Below are 18238 nucleotides of genomic sequence, written 5' to 3' on the forward strand. Positions count from 1 at the left end.
GTCAGGCGGTCGCGGCGGCCCAGCGGTCGATGTGCTCGCTGAGCAGGTGCAGGAGCAGGACGTGCGCCTCCTGCACCCGGGCGGTGCGCTCGGAGGCCACCGCGAGCACGCGGTCGGCGTACCGGGCGGCCGGCCCGCCGCCCGTGTCGGGCTGCCCGGTGAACAGGACCGTCAACGCCCCGGCGTTCTGGCCGGCGCGCAGGCCCGCGACGACGTTGGGCGAACGGCCGCTGCTGGTGAAGGCCACCACCACGTCGCCGGGGCGGGCCAACGCGGCGACCTGCCGGGCGAACACGTCGTCGAAGGAGTAGTCGTTGCCGATGCAGGTCGTGACGGTCGGATCGGTGGACACCGCCACCGCGGGCAGCGGTCGCCGCTCGCGGCAGTACCGGCCGATGAGTTCGCCGACCAGGTGCTGGGCGTCGGCGGCCGACCCGCCGTTGCCGAAGGAGTAGAGAATGCCACCACGGTCCAGGCGGGCATTGACCTCCTCCCCCAGGGATTCCAGGTCAGGGAGGAGCTTGCGGACCGACTCGATCACGGTGAGGTGTTCGTCCAGGTGCTGGACGAGGGGAGAGTGGTCATCGGGGATCATGCGGCTGCTCCATCGTCGAGGTAGAGAAGGGCCGATGCCGCCGCGCCGACGACGCCGACGGTGTCGCCGTGCGACGACAGCTCCACCCGGGCCGCGGCCCCGGCTGGTCGCATGGCTTGGGTGAGTGCGGCGCGGCGTACCGGTAGCAGGAGGTCGTCGCCGGCGCGGGTGACTCCGCCACCGAGGACGACGAGTTGCGGCTCCACCACGTTGATCATGACCGCGATGGCGCGGCCCAGCGCGGCGGTGGTCTCGTCCCAGAGGTGGCGGGCGAGCGGGTCGCCCTGCCGGGCGTGCGACGACACGGTTTCGGCGGTCACCACGTCGAGGCCCCGCATGGACGACGCGGCACCGGTGCTCAGCGCCTCGCCCGCCCGCCGTGCGATCGAGCTGCCCGAGGCGTACGCCTCGATGCAGCCCCGCTGCCCGCAGCCGCAGACCCGGCCGTTCCAGTCGATGACGACGTGGCCGAACTCGCCGCCGTTGCCGGCCGCGCCCCGGTAGACCTGCCCGTCGAGGATCAGGCCGCCACCCACGCCGGTGGACACGGTCAGGTAGAGCATGTGCGCCACATCGCGCCAGGGCCCGAAGCGGTGCTCCCCCAGCACGGCGGCGGTGCCGTCGTTCTCCAGAAAGGCCGGACGGTTGTAGGCGGCGGAGACGAGGTCGACGATGGGCACGTCGTCCCACTGCGGCAGCCCGGGCGGGCCCTGCACCCGCCCGGTCACCGGATCGAGCGGGCCGCCGCAGCCGATACCGATCGCGGCCATGTCGGCCTGACCGTGCCCGGCCGCGGCCAACGCTTCGTGCCCGAGGTGCAGCAGTCGCTCGATGACCTTGTCCGGTCCCTCCTCGACTCTCGTGGGTGTGCGGACGAATGAGCGGACCTCGCCGGTGCGGCTGACGACCCCGGCGGCGAGCTTGGTGCCACCGATGTCGAGGGCGAGGACGTGGTCACGGAAGGGCACCTGGCCTCAGCCCTTCCGGCCCTGGGTGGCGATGCCCTCGATGATGTGCCGCTGGGCGACGGCGAAGATTATGATCATGGGTAGGGTGGCGATCAGGCTCGCCGCCATGACGATCTCCCAATGTTGTTCGCCGCCGTTGCCGAAGGTGTCGATGACCGCCTTGAGGCCGCGGGGCACGGTGAACAGCGACGTCTCCTGCAGGTAGATCAGTGGCCGGAGCAGGTCGTTCCAGCTCGCCTGGATCTCGAACACGAAGACGATCGCCAGCGCCGGTCGGGCGAGCGGCAGGGCGATGCGCCAGAAGAGCCCGAAGAAGCTGGAGCCGTCGACACGAGCCGCCTCGAACAGCTCACGGGGCAGGCCGAGGAAGAACTGGCGCAGCAGGAAGATGTAGAACGCCGAGCCGAAGATGTTCTGCGCCCACAGCGGCACCTGGGTTCCGGTCAGGCCGAGCTTGTTCCAGATCAGGTAGACCGGGATCATGGTGACCGCCTGCGGCAGCATCATCGTCGCGAGCACCAGCCCGAACAACACATTGCGCCCGGGGAAGCGGAAGTACGCGAAGCCGAACGCCACCAGCGCACTGCTGATGGTGACCGTCGTGGCCGCGGCGAGCCCCACCACCGCGCTGTTGCCGACCCAGGTCAGCACGGGCGCGTAGTCCCAGACGTCGGAGAAGTTCTCCAGACGCAGGGTGTGCGGGATCAGGGCGTTGTCGAACACTTCGGTACGCGGTTTGAGCGAGGCGCTGATCAGCCAGACGAAGGGGTACGTGAACACCACGCTGGCGAGGCCGAGCACGATCAGGTAGGGCGCACGTCTCCACCAGCGCTCGTCACGCCTGCCGGAAGCCGGCCGACTGCCTTCGGTCTGTTCGTGACCCGGGCCGCCCGTGGTGGGGACGGCCGTCAGGCCGGGAGGCGATGTACTCATCTCAGTCCTTCTCGCCTTCGTAGTAGACGAACCGGCGCGAGACCCGTACCTGCACGGCGGTGATGATCAGAATGATCAGGAACAGCAGCCAGGCCAGCGCCGAGGCGTATCCCATGTGCAGGAACCGGAAGGCCTGCTGGAACAGGTAGATCACGTAGAACAGCGCGGCCTCGTTGGAGTAGGTGCTGTTCTGCTGGGCGCCGAAGAACATGGTGTACGCCTGGTCGAACATCTGCAGTGCGGAGATCGTCTGCACGATCAGGGTGAAGAAGAGCGCACCGCTGATCATCGGCACCGTCACCTTGCGGAACTTCGTCCACGCGTTCGCGCCGTCCATCTCGGCGGCCTCGTAGAGGTCCTTCGGCACCTGGCGCAGCGCCGCGAGGTAGATGACCACGGTCCCGCCGAGGCTCCACAGCATGGTGATGACCAGACCGGGCTTGACCCAGTTGGTGTCGGTCGTCCAGTTGGGCCCGGTGATCCCGATCAGGCGTAGCGTGCGGTTGAGCAGGCCCTCCTGACCGTTGAGCAGCAGCAGGAACAGCGCGCCCACGGCGACCGTCGGGGTCATCACGGGCAGGTAGAAGACGGTCCGGAAGAAGCCCGACGCCCGCCCGACCCGGTTGAGCACCATGGCGAGGAGCAGCGCCACCACCATCGCCGCCGGCACGTACAGCACCGCGTAGATGAGCGTGTTGCCGAGGGACTTGGCAACCTTCGGGTCCGTGACGAGCTCCCGGTAGTTCGCCAGGCCCACGCCCTCCGGGGCGTCGATCGCGTTGTAGTCGGTGAACGACAGCACGAGGCTGGCGATCATCGGGCCGAGGGTGAACACCAGGAACCCGATGATCCAAAGTGAGATGAAGCCGTAGGCGGCGCGGATCTCCCGCCAGTTTCTGGTTGGGCGTGCGCCACCCGGAAGCAGCTTCCGGGTGGCCACGTTCGCGGTTGTCACGGCCATCACTTCGCCGCGCTGAATGCCTTGCTCGCGTCCGCCTGCGCCTGCTTCATCGCCGCGTCGGGCTTCTGCTGGCCGGCGAGGGCCCGGTTCACCGCGTCCTGCCAGGCCGCCTTGATCTCACTGCCGGCTTTGGAACCGGGAATGGCGAACGCATAGCCGGTGGACGCGTAGTAGTTCTCGATGGCCTTGTGGAATCCGGTCTGGCCGGGCTTGACGTACTTGGCCTTGATCTGATCGTCCGCGGAGGGGTTGGCGGTGAAGAGGCCGGTGAAGATGGAGTTGTTCTTCTCCACCGTGGCCTGCCGGGCGGCGCCGGCCTTCAGCCAGGTGTCGGTGCTGGTCATGACCTTCATCCAGTTGATGGCCGCGGCCGGGTTCTTGGCACCCTTCGGCAGGCACCACGCGCTGCCGTTCTCGAAGCTGATCGGCGTGCCCTGCTTGTCGGTGAACGGGACCGACTGCAGGTCGAGCTTCGGCGAGGACTGGACGAGGACGTTGACGTACCAGCCCTCCCAGGGGAACGCGCCCGCCTGGTTCTTCACGAACTGGTTGCCAGCTCCGAAGAGGTCCCAGGTGTCGCGGAACGCCTTGAACTTCGACCAGCCGCCCTGCTCGTTGATCAGGCTCAGCGCGTACGTCAGCGCCTCGATGGTCCTCGGGTCGTCGAGGTTCGGCGAACCGTCGGGGTTCACCAGGTCCGCGCCGTTGGCCTTCGCCCACAGCGGTAGGAACTCGGGGAGCTTCGGGTCGAACCCGATCCGGGCGATCCCGCCACCGCTGGCCTTGTACAGCTTCGTGGTGACGGTGTGCAGCTTGTTCCAGTCGGTGGTGCTCACGTCGGCCAGGGTGAGCCCGGCCTCCTGCAGCGCCCTGCCGTTCACGAGGATGTTGCGGGTGTTGTAGAACTCCGGGACCCCGTAGACCTTGCCGTCGATCGTCACCTCCTTGATCGCGGCCTCGCGGTAGTCACCGGTCTTGATCCCGGCGGAGGCGAGGTGGTCGTCCAGGGGTTGGATGGCGCCCTGCGCCGCGTAGCTGCCGACCAGGTCGCGGTTGAGATACACCAGCGAAGGTGCGTTGCCGCTGGCCACCGCGGACAGGAACTGCTGCGGATCGAAGTCGCCCTCGTTGATGGCGAGCTGCACGTTCGGGTAGGCGCTCTTGAACGCGTCGATGCGCGCCTGCCCCACATCGTCTGGCTTGCCGAAGCCCTGGGTCGACAAGGAGCCGGTGTCGCCCTTGTCGCCGCTGCCGGTGTCGTTTCCACTCCGGCTGACACCGCCGCAGGCGCTCGTCGCGCCGAGCGCGAGAGCCCCTACCGAACCGGCCAGAAGACCCCGCCGGGTGATCGTCATGCGTCACTCCTCAAAGACGGCGGATGTCCGAGACAGGCACGCGTGGACCCCGTGGTGACCTGGGCTTCACCGCGTCGGCGGAGCCGTGGTCACCCGGCGGCCGGGCCCGGGACATCGAATGTGGCATCGTTACCACAGTGATCTGCAACATATGGCGGTCCCGCAGGAACTGTCAAGGGTTGGTTGCGGCAGTGTTACGTGCGCGAGTCAGCGCGGCGAGGGCGCGGTGACGCCCGGACGGAATCCGCTGTCCGTGCCCTGGATGCGAGCACCGCGCGGGGCCCCGGTCGAGCCGCGGATGACAACCGACGGCTCGATGTGCCGCACCGTCGCCAGGGTGGGCGCGGATCCAGCGAGGCGGTCGATGACCAACTGGGCGCAGGTGCGGCCGAGGTCGTCGGTGTGCTGGTCCACAGTGGTGATCCCGGGCGAGACCATGGACATCCACGGCACGTCGTCGAAGGCGACCAGCGACAGGTCGTCGGGCACCCGCAGCCCACGCCTCTGCAACGCCTGGAACGCACCCTCGGCGAGCATGTTGTTCGCGGCGAAGAGGGCGGTGACGTCGGGACGCCGGTCCAGCAGAGCGTTGACGGCGTCGCGCGCCGCGTCCGGCTGGAACCTCGTCGGCACCACCAGGGTCGGATCCATCGGCAGCCGGGCGGCGCGGAGCGCGGCGCGGTAGCCGGCCAGGCGGCCGGCGCCGGTGGTCCAGTCGGTCTCGTCGATGAGCAGCGCGATGTTGGTGTGCCCGAGGTCGACCAGGTGACTGGTGATTTCCTGCGCCCCCTGGACGTTGTCGACCAGGACACCGTCGGAGGTCAGCCCGTCCACCATCCGGTCCGCCTGCACGACCGCGACCCCGTCGTCCATCAACATCCGCACCGCCCGCCCGGACACCGGCGTGACGATCGCCGCCGACACCCGTACCGCCAGGAAGGTCCGCGCGCCCTCCACCTCGGCCTCCGCCTGGCCGTCGTTGTTGACCACGATCACGTGGTAGCCGGCCGCGCGGAGTTGCTCCTCGATGCCGGCCGCGAGGTTGGCGTAGAACGGGTTGCGGATGTCGGAGATCAACACCCCCACCGCCCGGCTGGTGCGGTTGCGCAACGCTCGGGCGTTGCCGTCGGGGACGTAGCCGATCTGTTCGGCGGCCGCGAGCACCCGGGCGCGCACGTCGGCGGCGACGTAGCCGTTGCCGCTCAGGGCGCGCGAGGCGGTGGACGGCGAGATGCCCGCGGCGCGAGCCAGGTCCTGGATCGTTGGGCGCTGACGCTGGCGCTTGCGTTGACGGGGTCCGGCCTCCGGCGGAGACCCACCGCCACCGTCCTCAGGTATTCGCGCCATGAGACGGAATTCTATGCGGCGGGACCAGGCCGTGCGTCACGCGATACGCCGCCCAGGCGGTCGCGATCGCCGACCACGTCGCCGGGGTGAGCAGGTCAGGGTCCAGATCCATCCGATCCCCGTAGTAGAGCGCCGGCACGCCCAACGCCGGCGCGGCGGCGGCGTACGCCACCAGGTCGGCCTGGCCGGGCAGGCACCAGCCGTCGGTGTCGATCGGCAGTTCCGGGCAGGCGGCCTGCACCACCCGGGCCCGGTAGGTCATCTGCGCCACGACCGCGGACCCGGGGTCGCCCGGCGGCGGTGTCCGCCCCACCGGATGGTCGAGGTGCAGCACGTCGTTGAGCCGGATCATGTCGGTGACGTCGAGGAAGCCCGGATCCGGTGTGTGCGTCACGATCAGCGAGTCCGGCTTGATCTGCTTGGCGGTCCGGTAGGCGACCCCGAGGAGTTCGTGCAACAGGTCGAAGCCCCACGACGGGCCGGCGTGGCGCAGGGCCGTACCGGAGGGTGTGCGCCCGGTGAAGTCAATCTTGAGTCCGTCCGCGTCGAGCCCGTCCGGGTGGAGCATGTAGCGGACGGCGTCCTGGATGATCGACCGGCCGAGCGGGCTCTCCGGGTCGAGCGCCACCGGGACCCCGTCGGGATCGCGAACGCACGCGTCGTCGGGAGCGCCTTCCGGGTCCCACGCCTTCCACCAGAGCAGCACCCGTTGTCCCGCGGCGTGCCGGGCCGCGATGAAGCCGGCTAGGTCAGGCCACTTCCGCGGGTCGGACCGGCAGGTCGCGTACTGCGCCTGCCACTTGTCGTCGATCACGATCGTGCCCGGTACGACTCCGTTTCGGGCCAGCGTGTCGAGGAGATCCTCGTACAACTCCTGGCGGGACAGGTCGGGCGCGGGCGAGCCGTCCTCGCCGGCCAGCGCGCACTGCGCGCCCCAACCGCAGAAGATCGGCTGACGCCAGTGGTCGGCCAGCGGGCGCCCGGTGGCCGGCGCCGCCAGGCCACGCGCCACGAGTTCCGCCCGGTACCGGCGCAGCCCCTCGTACGGATCCGCCGCCCCGAAGAGCAGCAGCACCGTCGGGGTGGTGAACGTGCCGTCGACCGTGGTGTGGGCCTGGTACTCACAACGCAGGCTGAACCCGCCCGGGGTCGGGTCGTAGCCGAACTCCACGAAGGTGCGCCGCCGTGCCGCCAGCCCGACCATCAGCCAGGGCCCCGCCGGCAGGTGCCGTTCGTCGTCGACGGGCTGGCGGGACAGACCGAAGCACGTCGGCGCCGGCGTGAACAGCCAGCGGCCCACCCCGGGTTCGCCGCCCTCTCCGTTCGCGCTGATCACCGCCGGCTCGGCCGCCGGTCTGGCGATGCGCCACGGATGGTCGGGGTTGGGCGAGAAGACGGTGCGATGGGCGGCGCCGCTGGGCAGCATCCCCTGCGGCAGGCGCGCGCCGCCGAGCAGTTGCACGGTGGTGATCCGGCCGTGGCCGTGCACGGTCGCGGCGAAGGTGATCTGGTCGGGGTGGAACTCCACGACCTGGGTGCGCCCGGACCAGCGGGTACTGGTGCAGGTGACGGTCAGTCGCACCAGGTTGTCGTAGCGCTCGTGCGCGATCGCCTCGACCCGGACCGTCTCGTCCGGCCCGTCCAGCGCGTGCACCGAGGAGAGTAGTCGCAGTCGTCCCCAGGATCCGCCGTCCGCCGCCGTGACGTCGGCCAGCAGCCGCCGGCGGTCGATCCGGACGGTGTAGTGCGGGGTACGGATCTCCAGCTGTCCGGGCGTCTCCACCACGGCGACCTCGGCGCTCATCGCACATCCACCAGCGCCTCGGCCTGCTGGCCGAAGTTCCGGTCGCCGGCGGTGAGGTTCGCCGCCAACCGGGCCCTGCGCCGCGCCAGGCCGGGCGGCGGCACGACGTCGAACCGTACGCAGGCCTCACCCAGCGCGTCGACCTCGACCGTGCGCTGCCCGGGCGACACCTGCCAGCCGGCCGGCACCACCAGGTCGACGCGCAGCCCGCACCGGCGCCGGAACGGGTTGCGGACCTCCACCTCCAGCTGCAGCGGCTCCCCGCCGGTCACCGTCGAGCGGTACGGCACGATCCGCGCCCCGAAGCCCTCCGCGCCGAAGTCGACCTCGTCGAGCGGCAGCAGCGCCCGGTGCAGCCGGGCCAGCTCCTCGCCCTTGGTGAGCAGCATGTCCAGGTAGGCGTCGTCCACCCGGCGGGGCGCCCAGTGTCCGCTGATCATGAGATCCGGCGCCAGCCGGCGGTAGAGCAGCGCCGAGTCGACGAAGTCGTCGATGCGGAAGCGGTTGCGGTACTGGAAATTGAGCACCTCGGTACGCTCCCCGTCCACCCAGCCGCCGTCCTGCTGGTCGCCGGTGGCCACCACGGTGTTGCCGTCGGCCTGGAACGCGATCGCCACGGCGTACAGGGTGTGGCCCGGTAGTGGCCACATGGTCAGCTCGTACTCGTGCCACCGCACCGGAACGCCGGTGGGCACCACCCGGTCGACCGGCAGCGGGTCGTACCAGAGGCAGGGCAGGTCGTACCGGAGCGGGTCGCGCAGGATCGGCGCGATCGAGTCCGCCGCCCAGATGTGGGTGCCCTCCACCTCGTGCAACAGGTCGAATCCGGCGACGTGGTCGTCGTGGTAGTGGGTGGGCACGGCCACATCTACCCGATCGATGCCGTACGAGCGCTTCAGCGCGTCGAGCGATGCGAGCCAGGGCCGGCGCGACGACCGGTCACTGCCGGTGGGCAGGCCGGCGATCATGTCGAAGCCGTAGTCGATCAGCAGCGCCGCACCGGAGTCGGAGAGCAGCGCGTAGCTCGTGGCGAAGGACGTGCGGTTACGCAGCAGGTGCGGTGAGATCTCCTCGTACGGCTGCCGAAGCCGGGCGGTCAGGTCCCAGGGTTCGTCGCGCCGGAAGTCCACCAGCGCCTGCAGATTGCGTCGGGTCTCCGCGAGCGCGGGCAACGGGTCGGTGATCGGACGGCCGTGCGAGGGCAGGATCAGCTCGGGGTCGCGGTCGGCGAGCAGATCCAGCGACAGCACCGAGGCGGCCGCGCCTTCCAGGCCGCTGTAACTCCACTGCAGCGCCGACACCGACCAGATCGTGCCGGGCCCGTGCAGCAGGTCGCCGGTGAACGCCATTCGCCGGCCGTCCAGATCCGCCAGGTAGCTGACCGAGCCCAACGTGTGGCCGGGCGTGGGCAGGGCCACGAGGGTGACGCCGCCGAACCGGACGGGCCGGTACTCCGGCACCACGCCGTGCACCGGCACATCCTCCAGCAGCGAAAAGCGGTCCTGCCGCAGGTCGTAGTTGTTGTCGATGGTCCGCGTCTGCCAGTGCGTGCCGACCTTGGCGAAGAGGTCACGCTCCGACGACGGCACCCAGATGCGCGCCCCGGCGCCCGCCGCGCGAGCCAGGCCCTGGCCCTGGTCCCGGTGGTGGTGCGTCATGAGTACGTCGGTGATCCGCTCGACCCCGTAGTCGGCGAGATGATCAAGGACGGCACCCGAGCCGAAGTCGATGGCGATGGCGTCCGATCCGCTGATGATCAGGTAGACGTTGCAGGTGTCGTGGTGCACGCACACGCGGTCCGTCAGGCGCATGTGGCAACGATTTCACAACTAGCCACCCCGAGGGAAGTGGGCAAACCAGGATGAGCCGCTCCCCCGGCCTCGAGCCCTCGCCGCCACTACGACCCTCGTAGGGTGATGGCATGGCTGAGCGATCTTTGACGCTGATGGCGGTGCACGCCCACCCCGACGACGAGGCGACGAGCACGGGTGGCGTCCTTGCCCGCTACGCGGCCGAGGGGATCACGACAGTGCTGGTGACCTGCACCGACGGCCGTTGTGGCGACGGCCCCGGCGGGGTCAAGCCGGGCGACCCGGGGCACGACCCGGCCGCCGTGGTGGCGATGCGCCAGAGCGAGTTGGAAGCCAGCTGCGCGGCGTTGAAGGTCACCCACCTGGAGACGCTCGGCTACGCCGACTCCGGGATGATGGGCTGGCCGACCAACGACCTGCCCGACGCGTTCTGGAACACGCCGGTGGCGGAGGCGGCCGACCGGCTGGCCGAGCTGATCCGGCAGTACCGACCGGACGTCGTCGTCACCTATGACGAGAACGGCTTCTACGGGCACCCGGACCACATCCAGGCCCACCGGATCACCATGGCGGCCGTCGAGAAGACGGACATCCCCGCGAAGGTTTACTGGACCACCGTGCCGCGTACCGCGTTCGCCGAGTTCGGGCGGATCATGAAGGAGCTCGGCGTCGAGTGGGCCGAGCCGGACGCGGCGGCGGCGGAGGCGGAACCGCAACTGGGCCTGCCCGACGACGAGATCACCACCTGGGTGGACACGACCAGCTACGGCGCGCAGAAGTTCGACGCGTTGGCCACGCACGCCAGCCAGACCGAGAACATCTTCTTCCTGCAACTCGGCAGGGAGCGGTTCACGGAGCTGATGGGCATGGAGACCTTCGTCCGGGTCCGCGACAGCACGGGCGCGCCGACACCCGAGGACGACCTGTTCGCGGGACTGCGCTGACCGGCCCGCCGACCCGGATCGTCCGGAGAACGAAGACCCCCTATCGGACTTCTCGGCGGAGCTTGGAACTTTCCCGCAAGCCGGTCCGACTACTGCTGCATGCGAGCGATCATTGCGACGCAGGCCGGCGGCGCCGGTGGGTAGCGGCGTCCTGGCGTCCGGTCTGCTGAAGCGAGCCCGTGGCGACACCACGGACGACGATGCCGCGGTGACGGCGTGGGCGCTCGCCGCGGGTCGAGGCGACCGGGAGGCGGCCACCCGGTTCATTCAGGCGACGCAGCACCAGGTGTGGCGCTTCGTCGGTCACCTGGCGAGCCCGGGCGAGGCTGACGACCTGACTCAGGAGACGTACCTGCGGGCGCTGCGGTCGTTGCCGACGTTCGCCGCGCGCGCGTCGGCACGGACGTGGCTGCTCGGCATCGCCCGGCGCGTGGTGGTCGACCAGATTCGGGCCGCCACCTCCCGCCCGCGGACCGTGCCGTTGTCCGAGCGGCACGACCTGGCGGACACCGGCGGCGGGTTCGACGGGATGGTCGCGCTCGAGGGCGTTCTGCTGACCATCGACGCCGATCGGCGGGAGGCATTCGTCGCCACGCAGATCACCGGTCTCTCGTACGCCGAGGCCGCGGAGGTGTGCGGCTGTCCGGTCGGCACGATCCGCTCCCGGGTCGCCCGGGCCCGGGAGGACCTCGTGGTGGCCCTGAACGCCGGCCAGGGCGTCGCCGCGGGGGCGGGCCGGCTGAGCATCGCGCCGTCGTGACCGGCGGTGCGCAGGCGCGGCCGGGACGACCGTCCAGGCCGACGCGGATGATCGGATGCCGGCCGGCCGGCATCGACGAGGCCTTCACCTTCGGCTTCAGCATCAGCGTGACGTCGGCCCCCGGCGGAACGGATCGCCAGGCGGTCGCGGTACGGCCGCACGTCTGGTTCGCGACCCATCCGCTGGTCCCCGGCAAGGCTGCCGAGCGGCGGCTGGACCCGAACTTCCACGGCACGGACGACGTGACCTGGCTGCTGTGTCAGCGGGTGGGTGGACGGGACCTCGCGGTGGGCGACGGCGGCCCGCAGTTCGTGCTCGATCTTGCCGGGAGCCGCGAGGCGCAGCAGGCGGCCGCCCCCACCGCCGCGGACATCGAGGCCTGGCAGGAGCAGCGCTGCCAGTGCGCCCCGGCGGCCGGGCATGACGAGCCGTGCGAGGGGCCCCGCGACCTGATCCGTGTGCTCGACGGCGACACCGTGCGCCATGGTTGTTACGGTCACGCGGTCGCTGTGCTGAGGCGCAACTCGTCGGCCCGGCCCGAACCGGGCCCGACATCGGGATACCCGAGGGCGGCACTGGAAGCGGCGGCACAAGAAGTAGCCGACCTCGCCGGGGCGCGACGCGCACGCTGACGATCCGGCGACTACCGCACCCTGCAGGTGGATCGACCATGGAATGGAGCCCACCCGATCGGGCTCATCGGGGCGTCCGCTCCGCCGCCGGCCGGCCCGGATGCCCGCCACGCGCGCCGACCGTCGATGCCACCGTCGACGTTGGTCCGGCCGTCGCACTGTTCGTCGGCGACGCGGTCGGTTCCTGGCTGTTGCCCGCCGATCCGGTGGGACTCGGCGCGCCGCCGCCGGTGCTGCCACCGGAGGGCTCGGGTCGCTCCGAGGGGGTGGCCGATGCCGGATCGTCGGGCGTACGGGCGGTCGACCCGGGCGCCTGACTCGGCCCGTCGGCTGACCTGCTCACCACCGGCTCGGCGCCACCGGCCCCCGGGCTGGGTTTCCCGCTGGCCGGAGTTGTCGATGGTGACTCCGTCGGTCGCCCACCCGGTCCGGGCATCAATCCCGTCGGATCAGCGAATGCCAGGACGGCGACCAGCGCGGCCAGCGATCCGAGGAGCACCATGGCCAGCGTCCGCCCTCGACCGGCGCCACCGGCCAGGGCGCCACCGGCCAGGGCGACGCCGGTCGGGGCGACGCCGGCCGGGGCGACGCCGGCCGGTCGCGGGTCGGCCTGTTCCGTCGCCGCCGGCCGCCCGGGCGCTGCCGCGAGCGGGGCGGTGACCTGCGGGTCGGACGAGCCCATGAGGGCCTGCGCCGCGGTGGCCATCGCCGCCGCCGTCGGATATCGATCGGTGGGCTCTTTCGCCATCGCGGTGGCCACCAGGTCGCGAGCCTCGGCCGGAACGTCGGCGGGCAGCGGCGGCGGCTCGTCGTCGAGGTGACGCAGGGCGACGGCCACCGGGTTGTCCCCCTGGTACGGAGGCCTGCCGGTAAGGCACTGGTAGACAACGGCACCCAGGGCGTAGATGTCGATCGCGGGGGTCGTCTCGTTCCTGGACACCTGCTCGGGTGCCATGTAGAGGGCGGTACCGACGACCTGGTTCGCGCCGGTCAGGCTCGCCGCCTCCGGCAGCACGGCCACGCCGAAGTCGACCAGCACGACGTGTCCGTCGGGTTCGATGATCAGGTTGCTGGGCTTGACGTCACGGTGGACCATGCCGACGTCGTGCGCGGCCTGCAGGGCGCGGGCGGTCTGCGCCGCGACCGACATCGTCTCGGCCGTGTCGAGTCGGCCGGCCTCGGCGATCCGCTGCGACAGCGGCTGGCCCTGAACCAGTTCCATCACGATGTAGGCGAGACACGGCGCCTCGGGCGATGACGTCTCGCCGTAGTCGTAGATCTCCGCGATACCCGGGTGGCGCAACGACGCCATCGCCCGGGCCTCCCGGCGGAACCGTTCACTGAAGCCGGTGTCGGTGACCAACCGGGGGTGCAGCATCTTGACGGCCACCGGCCGCTTCAGCGTCTCGTCGACGGCTCGCCACACGTCGCCCATGCCGCCGCCGGCGATTCGACCGGTGAGGCGGTAACGGTCTCCGACGAGTTGCCCGACACTCGACACACGTTCCTGGTACCCCAGGTTTCTCCGCCTCAAGCAGGTGCGTCTAGCGCAACGCGAAGTCGCACAACTCGCGGTCGGCCCGCAGGCGGTAGGCGCAGGGCCAGTAGGCCTGGCAGTCCCGGCACCGACGAGGGTCGTCGGAGCACTGTCGATGGCGCTCGGCGAGCGTCTGCCACTTCTCCGCTTCCAGATCCATGGCGGTCAGGTACCCACGGGGCGCCCGACCACTCATGTGAACACCATGACCCGGGCCACCGGCGACGCCCGGAGCATCACCGGCGACGTCGCGGCCGGGGTGGCCGCGCGGACGTGGCCGGCTCGTCCGAACCGGTATTGACGCGTCGGCACGCCTAGGCCACTATTCCTACATGTCAGGTAGGAAACATCGAGAACGGGGGGCGGGCCCTGTACGTCTCGGCGCGGACCGACTACGCCATGCGGGCGATGCTCGCGGTGGCGGCGCGGCACCCGGAGATCGTGAAGGCGGCGACGCTGGCCGCCAGCCAGGACATCCCTCCCCCATTCCTGCGGAACATCCTGCTCGACCTGCGCCGCGCCGGCCTGCTGCACAGCCTTCGGGGCGCCGACGGTGGCTACTGCCTCACCCGTGGACCGGAAGAGGTCACGGTGGGCGACGTGCTGCGTGCCACCAACGGGGCGATCACCACGGTCCGAGGTCTCTCCGTGGACGCCGCCATCTACCAGGGTGTCGCCGCGGGACTGGGTGAGTTCTGGGGGGCGGTCCACCGGTCCGTCGCGGACATCGTCGACAACGTCACTCTCGCCGACCTGCTCGGGGCCAGCCACGAGCAGCCGTCGTCGTTGGCAATTTCGTTCTGCGCGGAGACGCGCCAAAGGAGGTTGGGTTCCCCATGAAGCACAGAGGTAGGGCGACCGTCGCTCTCGCGCTCGTGGCCGGGCTGGCACTGTCGGCCTGCGGGGGTGGGGCGTCGGCGGGCGACGGTACGACGCTGAGCATCGTCGGCTACGCGGTGCCCGAGGCGGCGAACAAGGCGATCGCCGCGCAGTGGAACAAGACCGACGCCGGCAAGGGGGTCCGGTTCCAGACCTCGTACGGCGCCTCGGGTGACCAGAGCCGGGCGGTGGTCTCCGGCCTCAAGGCCGACTACGTCCACTTCTCCGTCACGAGTGACGTGACCCGGTTGGTCGACGCCGGTCTGGTCGAGCAGAGCTGGGACGACGGCCCGAACAAGGGCATCGTCTCGTCGTCGGTCGTCGTGCTGGCCGTACGCAAGGGGAACCCGAAGAACATCCAGAGCTGGGACGACCTGATCAAGCCGGGCATCGGGATCGTCACGCCCAACCCCGGCTCGTCCGGCGCCGCCCGTTGGAACGCGCTCGCCGCCTGGGGGCACATCACCGCCAACGGCGGCAGCGACGCGCAGGGCGAGGAGTTCCTGACCAAGCTCTTCGCGAACGTGGTGGCGCTGCCCAACAGCGGCCGCGACGCCACGACCGCCTTCCTCGGTGGCACCGGCGACGTCCTGCTCGCCTACGAGAACGAGACGATCCTCGCCCGCCAGAACGGCGAGGAACTCGACTGGGTGCTGCCCGCGACGACCATCCTGATCGAGAACCCGGGCGCGGTCCTGAAGAACGCGAACCCGAAGGCGAAGGAGTGGCTCGACTTCGTCCTGGGCTCGCAGGGCCAGCGCCAGTTCGCGCTGACCGGCTTCCGCCCGATCATCGACGGCGTCGAGACCACCGGCGTCAAGGGCGCGATCGATCCCAACAACCCGTTCCCGGCACCGCAGAAGCTCCTCACCGTGGAGAAGGACTTCGGCAGCTGGTCCGAGCTGTCCAAGAAGTTCTTCGACGAGAAGGACGGCATCGTCACCAGGGTCATCGCGGCCTCCGGGAAGGCGAAGTGAGCTCGACGGCACTCGCACCGGGCCGGCCGGCGGACACCCGCAGGCCGGCCCGGGCCGGCCTGCCGCTGAGCCGGGTCTCCGGCCTGGGGCTCGGGGTGGCGATGCTGTGGTTCAGCCTGCTGGTGCTCATCCCACTGGCCGCAGTGGTCGTGACCGCGTCGCAGGGCGGCTGGAGCTCGTTCTGGGAGACGGTGACCAACGAGCAGACCGCGGCCGCGATCCGCCTCACCGTCGGCACCGCGTTTCTCGTGACGCTGGTCAACGTCGTGATGGGCACGCTGATCGCCTGGGTGCTGGTACGCGACCGGTTCTTCGGCAAGCGGCTGCTGGAGATCCTCATCGACATCCCGTTCGCGCTGCCGACGATCGTCGCCGGCCTGGTGCTGCTGTCGTTGTACGGCCCGGGCAGCCCGCTCGGGATCGACATCGCCAACACCCGCGTCGCCGTGTTCCTCGCCTTCCTGTTCGTGACGCTGCCGTTCGTCGTGCGCACCGTGCAGCCGGTGCTGGCCGAACTCGACCCGGAGGTGGAGGAGGCGGCGGCCTCGCTGGGCGCCAGCCGGCTCACCACCTTCCGGCGGATCATCCTGCCGAGCCTCACCCCGGCCGTCGCGGCGGGCGCCGCGCTCTCCTTCGCTCGCGGGGTCAGCGAGTACGGCTCTCTGGTCCTGCTCTCCGGCAACCTGCCCATGCGTACCGAGGTGGCGTCGGTGCGCATCCTGAGCAGCATCGAGAACGACAACCCGGACGGCGCGGCGGCGGTCGCCGTCGTGCTGCTCGCCATCTCGCTCGCCGTCATCGTCGTGCTCGACGTCATCCAGCGCAGGGTGGTGCGCCGTGGCTGACCGTTCCCTCGCCACCCGGGCCGGCCGGCGCGGCCCCGGCCGTCACCTGCTGCGGCTGGTGGTCACCGCCTACCTGTTCCTCCTCGTCGCGTGGCCGCTCTACCTCGTCGGGCGCAACGCGTTCGCGGCCGGGTTCACCGACCTGAACACGATCCTCACCGACCCCGACGTGGTCCACGCGCTGCGGCTCACCGTGGCCATCGCGCTCGTCGCCGTCGTGATCAACACGGTCTTCGGCGTCGGCGTGTCGATTCTGCTCGTCCGCTACGAGTTCCCGGGAAAGCGGCTGCTCAACGCGCTGCTCGACATGCCGCTGTCGGTCTCCCCCATCGTCGTCGGCCTCGCCCTCGCACTGGTCTACGGGGGTCGCAACGGCTGGTTCGGGCCCTCGCTCGAGGCGGCCGGGCTGCAGATCATCTTCGCCGTGCCGGGCATGGTGATGGCCACGGTGTTCGTGGCGCTGCCACTGGTCATCCGGGAAGTCGTGCCGGTCCTGCAGGAGGTCGGCGACGAACAGGAGCAGGCCGCCCGCAGCCTCGGCGCCAACGCCCTGCAGACCTTCCGCCGGATCACCCTGCCCTCGATCAAGTGGGGCGTGATCTACGGGGTCGTGCTGAGCCTCGCCCGGTCGTTGGGCGAGTTCGGGGCGGTCAAGGTCGTGTCCGGCAACGTGCTGGGTCAGACCCGCACCGCCACGCTCGTGGTCGAGGAGAAGTACCTGAACTTCGACAAGGGCGGCGCGTACGCCACCGCCTTCCTCCTCGCCCTCGTCGCGGTGGCCGCCATCATCGTCGTATCCGCCATCAGGCCGAAGGAAGCCCGTTGAGTATCGAGATCGCTAGTGTCGGCAAGCGTTTCGGCGGATTCGTCGCGCTCGACGACGTGTCGGTGAGCATCCCGGCAGGTCAGCTCACCGCGTTGCTCGGCCCATCCGGCGGCGGGAAGTCCACCCTGCTGCGCATCGTCGCCGGGCTGGAGCGGGCGGACACCGGACGGGTCGAGATCGACGGAGTCGACGCCACGAACCTCGCACCGCAGAAGCGCAACGTCGGCTTCGTGTTCCAGCACTACGCGGCGTTCAAGCACCTGTCGGTGCGGCGCAACGTCGCCTTCGGACTGGAGATCCGCAAACGCGGCAAGGACGAGATCCGTCGGCGCGTCGACGAGCTGCTCGCGCTGGTGCACCTGGAGCAGTTCGCCGACCGGCTACCGTCGCAGCTCTCCGGCGGCCAGCGTCAACGCATGGCCCTGGCCCGCGCGCTGGCCGTCGAGCCGACGGTGCTGCTGCTCGACGAGCCGTTCGGTGCCCTGGACGCCAAGGTTCGCAAGGAGCTGCGTGACTGGCTACGCCGGCTGCATGACGAAGTGCAGGTCACCACGGTCTTCGTCACCCACGACCAGGAGGAGGCGCTGGAGGTCGCCGACGAGATCGTGGTGATCAACGAGGGCCGGGTGGAGCAGATCGGGCCACCCGACGAGCTGTACGACAACCCGGCCAACGAGTTCGTCATGCGCTTCCTCGGCCCGGTGACGCAGCTCGGCGACCAGCTGGTGCGCCCGCACGACCTCCAGATCCGCACCGGCGACCCGGATCCGGCCGACGTTCCCGCCCGGGTCACCCGGGTCACCCGCATCGGCTTCGAGATCCGGGTCGACGTCACCACCGCGGCCGGCCAGGACGTCGCCGTCACCCTCACACGCAACGAGTTCCTCGCCCTCGGCATCGCAGCCGGCACGGCGGTGTGGCTCCGGGTCACCCCGAACAGCCCCACCACCACCGCGGCGGACTCCGGCGAGTCGCCGTCCACCGCACCGAGCCTCGCCGTGTCCCGCTGAGCGGCGACGAGACCAGCTCCGCGCACCGACCAGCGACCGGTCGGTGCGCGGAGC

At 70.5% G+C, this 18238-nt stretch carries 18 protein-coding genes; 8 read left to right on the forward strand and 10 right to left on the reverse strand.

The window, feature by feature from the left end:
- Nucleotide 1: 1 nt before the first annotated feature.
- The 8 genes from AB0C04_RS16260 to AB0C04_RS16295 form a co-directional block, all read right to left on the reverse strand.
- Nucleotides 2-595, reverse strand: coding sequence for an SIS domain-containing protein (locus tag AB0C04_RS16260; protein ID WP_357054467.1), 594 nt, complete (start codon nucleotides 593-595; stop codon nucleotides 2-4).
- Nucleotides 592-1563 carry an ROK family protein gene (locus AB0C04_RS16265; protein WP_357054470.1) on the reverse strand — a complete coding sequence of 324 codons (972 nt, stop codon included), beginning with the start codon at nucleotides 1561-1563 and terminating at the stop codon, nucleotides 592-594. Before AB0C04_RS16265 ends, AB0C04_RS16260 begins: the two co-directional genes overlap by 4 nt.
- A 6-nt stretch (nucleotides 1564-1569) precedes the next feature.
- The gene (locus tag AB0C04_RS16270; RefSeq protein ID WP_357054473.1) at nucleotides 1570-2496 is read right to left on the reverse strand and encodes a carbohydrate ABC transporter permease; all 927 of its coding nucleotides are present in this window, start codon (nucleotides 2494-2496) and stop codon (nucleotides 1570-1572) included.
- A 1-nt stretch (nucleotide 2497) separates the two neighbouring features.
- Entirely contained in the window at nucleotides 2498-3451 is a 954-nt protein-coding gene (locus tag AB0C04_RS16275; RefSeq protein ID WP_357054477.1) for a sugar ABC transporter permease, read from the reverse strand.
- A gap of 5 nt (nucleotides 3452-3456) precedes the next feature.
- Nucleotides 3457-4812, reverse strand: a complete 1356-nt coding sequence (locus AB0C04_RS16280) for a sugar ABC transporter substrate-binding protein (RefSeq protein WP_357054480.1) — start codon at nucleotides 4810-4812, stop codon at nucleotides 3457-3459.
- A gap of 207 nt (nucleotides 4813-5019) precedes the next feature.
- A complete protein-coding gene (locus AB0C04_RS16285) occupies nucleotides 5020-6159 on the reverse strand; it encodes a LacI family DNA-binding transcriptional regulator (RefSeq protein WP_357054483.1) in 1140 nt (379 codons plus the stop codon).
- On the reverse strand, nucleotides 6143-7963 hold the full coding sequence (locus AB0C04_RS16290) for a hypothetical protein (protein WP_357054486.1): 1821 nt from the start codon (nucleotides 7961-7963) through the stop codon (nucleotides 6143-6145). The genes AB0C04_RS16285 and AB0C04_RS16290 overlap by 17 nt, the downstream gene beginning before the upstream one ends.
- A complete protein-coding gene (locus tag AB0C04_RS16295; RefSeq protein WP_357054489.1) occupies nucleotides 7960-9774 on the reverse strand; it encodes an MBL fold metallo-hydrolase in 1815 nt (604 codons plus the stop codon). The genes AB0C04_RS16290 and AB0C04_RS16295 overlap by 4 nt, the downstream gene beginning before the upstream one ends.
- A 110-nt stretch (nucleotides 9775-9884) precedes the next feature.
- Between AB0C04_RS16295 and AB0C04_RS16300 the strand changes: the two genes are divergently transcribed.
- From AB0C04_RS16300 to AB0C04_RS16310, 3 genes are all read left to right on the forward strand, one after another.
- Nucleotides 9885-10718 (forward strand): PIG-L family deacetylase, encoded by an 834-nt coding sequence (locus AB0C04_RS16300; RefSeq protein WP_357054492.1) that lies wholly within the window; start codon nucleotides 9885-9887, stop codon nucleotides 10716-10718.
- Nucleotides 10719-10884: 166 nt separating this feature from the next.
- Nucleotides 10885-11478, forward strand: a complete 594-nt coding sequence (locus AB0C04_RS16305; RefSeq protein ID WP_357055272.1) for a sigma factor — start codon at nucleotides 10885-10887, stop codon at nucleotides 11476-11478.
- Entirely contained in the window at nucleotides 11475-12110 is a 636-nt protein-coding gene (locus AB0C04_RS16310; RefSeq protein WP_357054495.1) for a hypothetical protein, read from the forward strand. The genes AB0C04_RS16305 and AB0C04_RS16310 overlap by 4 nt, the downstream gene beginning before the upstream one ends.
- Nucleotides 12111-12174: 64 nt before the next feature.
- Here AB0C04_RS16310 and AB0C04_RS16315 read toward each other — a convergent pair whose 3' ends face one another.
- Together AB0C04_RS16315 and AB0C04_RS16320 are read right to left on the reverse strand one after the other, a co-directional pair.
- Nucleotides 12175-13611 carry a protein kinase gene (locus AB0C04_RS16315; RefSeq protein ID WP_357054498.1) on the reverse strand — a complete coding sequence of 479 codons (1437 nt, stop codon included), beginning with the start codon at nucleotides 13609-13611 and terminating at the stop codon, nucleotides 12175-12177.
- A gap of 43 nt (nucleotides 13612-13654) precedes the next feature.
- Nucleotides 13655-13843 carry a hypothetical protein gene (locus tag AB0C04_RS16320; protein ID WP_357054502.1) on the reverse strand — a complete coding sequence of 63 codons (189 nt, stop codon included), beginning with the start codon at nucleotides 13841-13843 and terminating at the stop codon, nucleotides 13655-13657.
- Nucleotides 13844-14016: 173 nt separating this feature from the next.
- On the opposite strand from AB0C04_RS16320, the gene AB0C04_RS16325 reads away from it, so the two are divergent.
- The 5 genes from AB0C04_RS16325 to AB0C04_RS16345 are packed head-to-tail and all read left to right on the forward strand — an operon-like array spanning nucleotide 14017 to nucleotide 18184.
- Nucleotides 14017-14487 carry an Rrf2 family transcriptional regulator gene (locus AB0C04_RS16325; protein WP_357055275.1) on the forward strand — a complete coding sequence of 157 codons (471 nt, stop codon included), beginning with the start codon at nucleotides 14017-14019 and terminating at the stop codon, nucleotides 14485-14487.
- Nucleotides 14484-15503 carry a sulfate ABC transporter substrate-binding protein gene (locus AB0C04_RS16330; RefSeq protein WP_357054505.1) on the forward strand — a complete coding sequence of 340 codons (1020 nt, stop codon included), beginning with the start codon at nucleotides 14484-14486 and terminating at the stop codon, nucleotides 15501-15503. The genes AB0C04_RS16325 and AB0C04_RS16330 overlap by 4 nt, the downstream gene beginning before the upstream one ends.
- A complete protein-coding gene (cysT, locus tag AB0C04_RS16335) occupies nucleotides 15500-16348 on the forward strand; it encodes a sulfate ABC transporter permease subunit CysT (protein ID WP_357054508.1) in 849 nt (282 codons plus the stop codon). The genes AB0C04_RS16330 and cysT overlap by 4 nt, the downstream gene beginning before the upstream one ends.
- A complete protein-coding gene (locus AB0C04_RS16340; RefSeq protein ID WP_357054512.1) occupies nucleotides 16341-17174 on the forward strand; it encodes a sulfate ABC transporter permease subunit in 834 nt (277 codons plus the stop codon). Before cysT ends, AB0C04_RS16340 begins: the two co-directional genes overlap by 8 nt.
- Complete coding sequence (locus AB0C04_RS16345; protein ID WP_357054515.1) at nucleotides 17171-18184, forward strand: TOBE-like domain-containing protein; 1014 nt, start codon at nucleotides 17171-17173, stop codon at nucleotides 18182-18184. Before AB0C04_RS16340 ends, AB0C04_RS16345 begins: the two co-directional genes overlap by 4 nt.
- Nucleotides 18185-18238: the final 54 nt, after the last annotated feature.

Source organism: Micromonospora sp. NPDC048909, from assembly GCF_040649635.1.
GTDB lineage: Bacteria > Actinomycetota > Actinomycetes > Mycobacteriales > Micromonosporaceae > Micromonospora.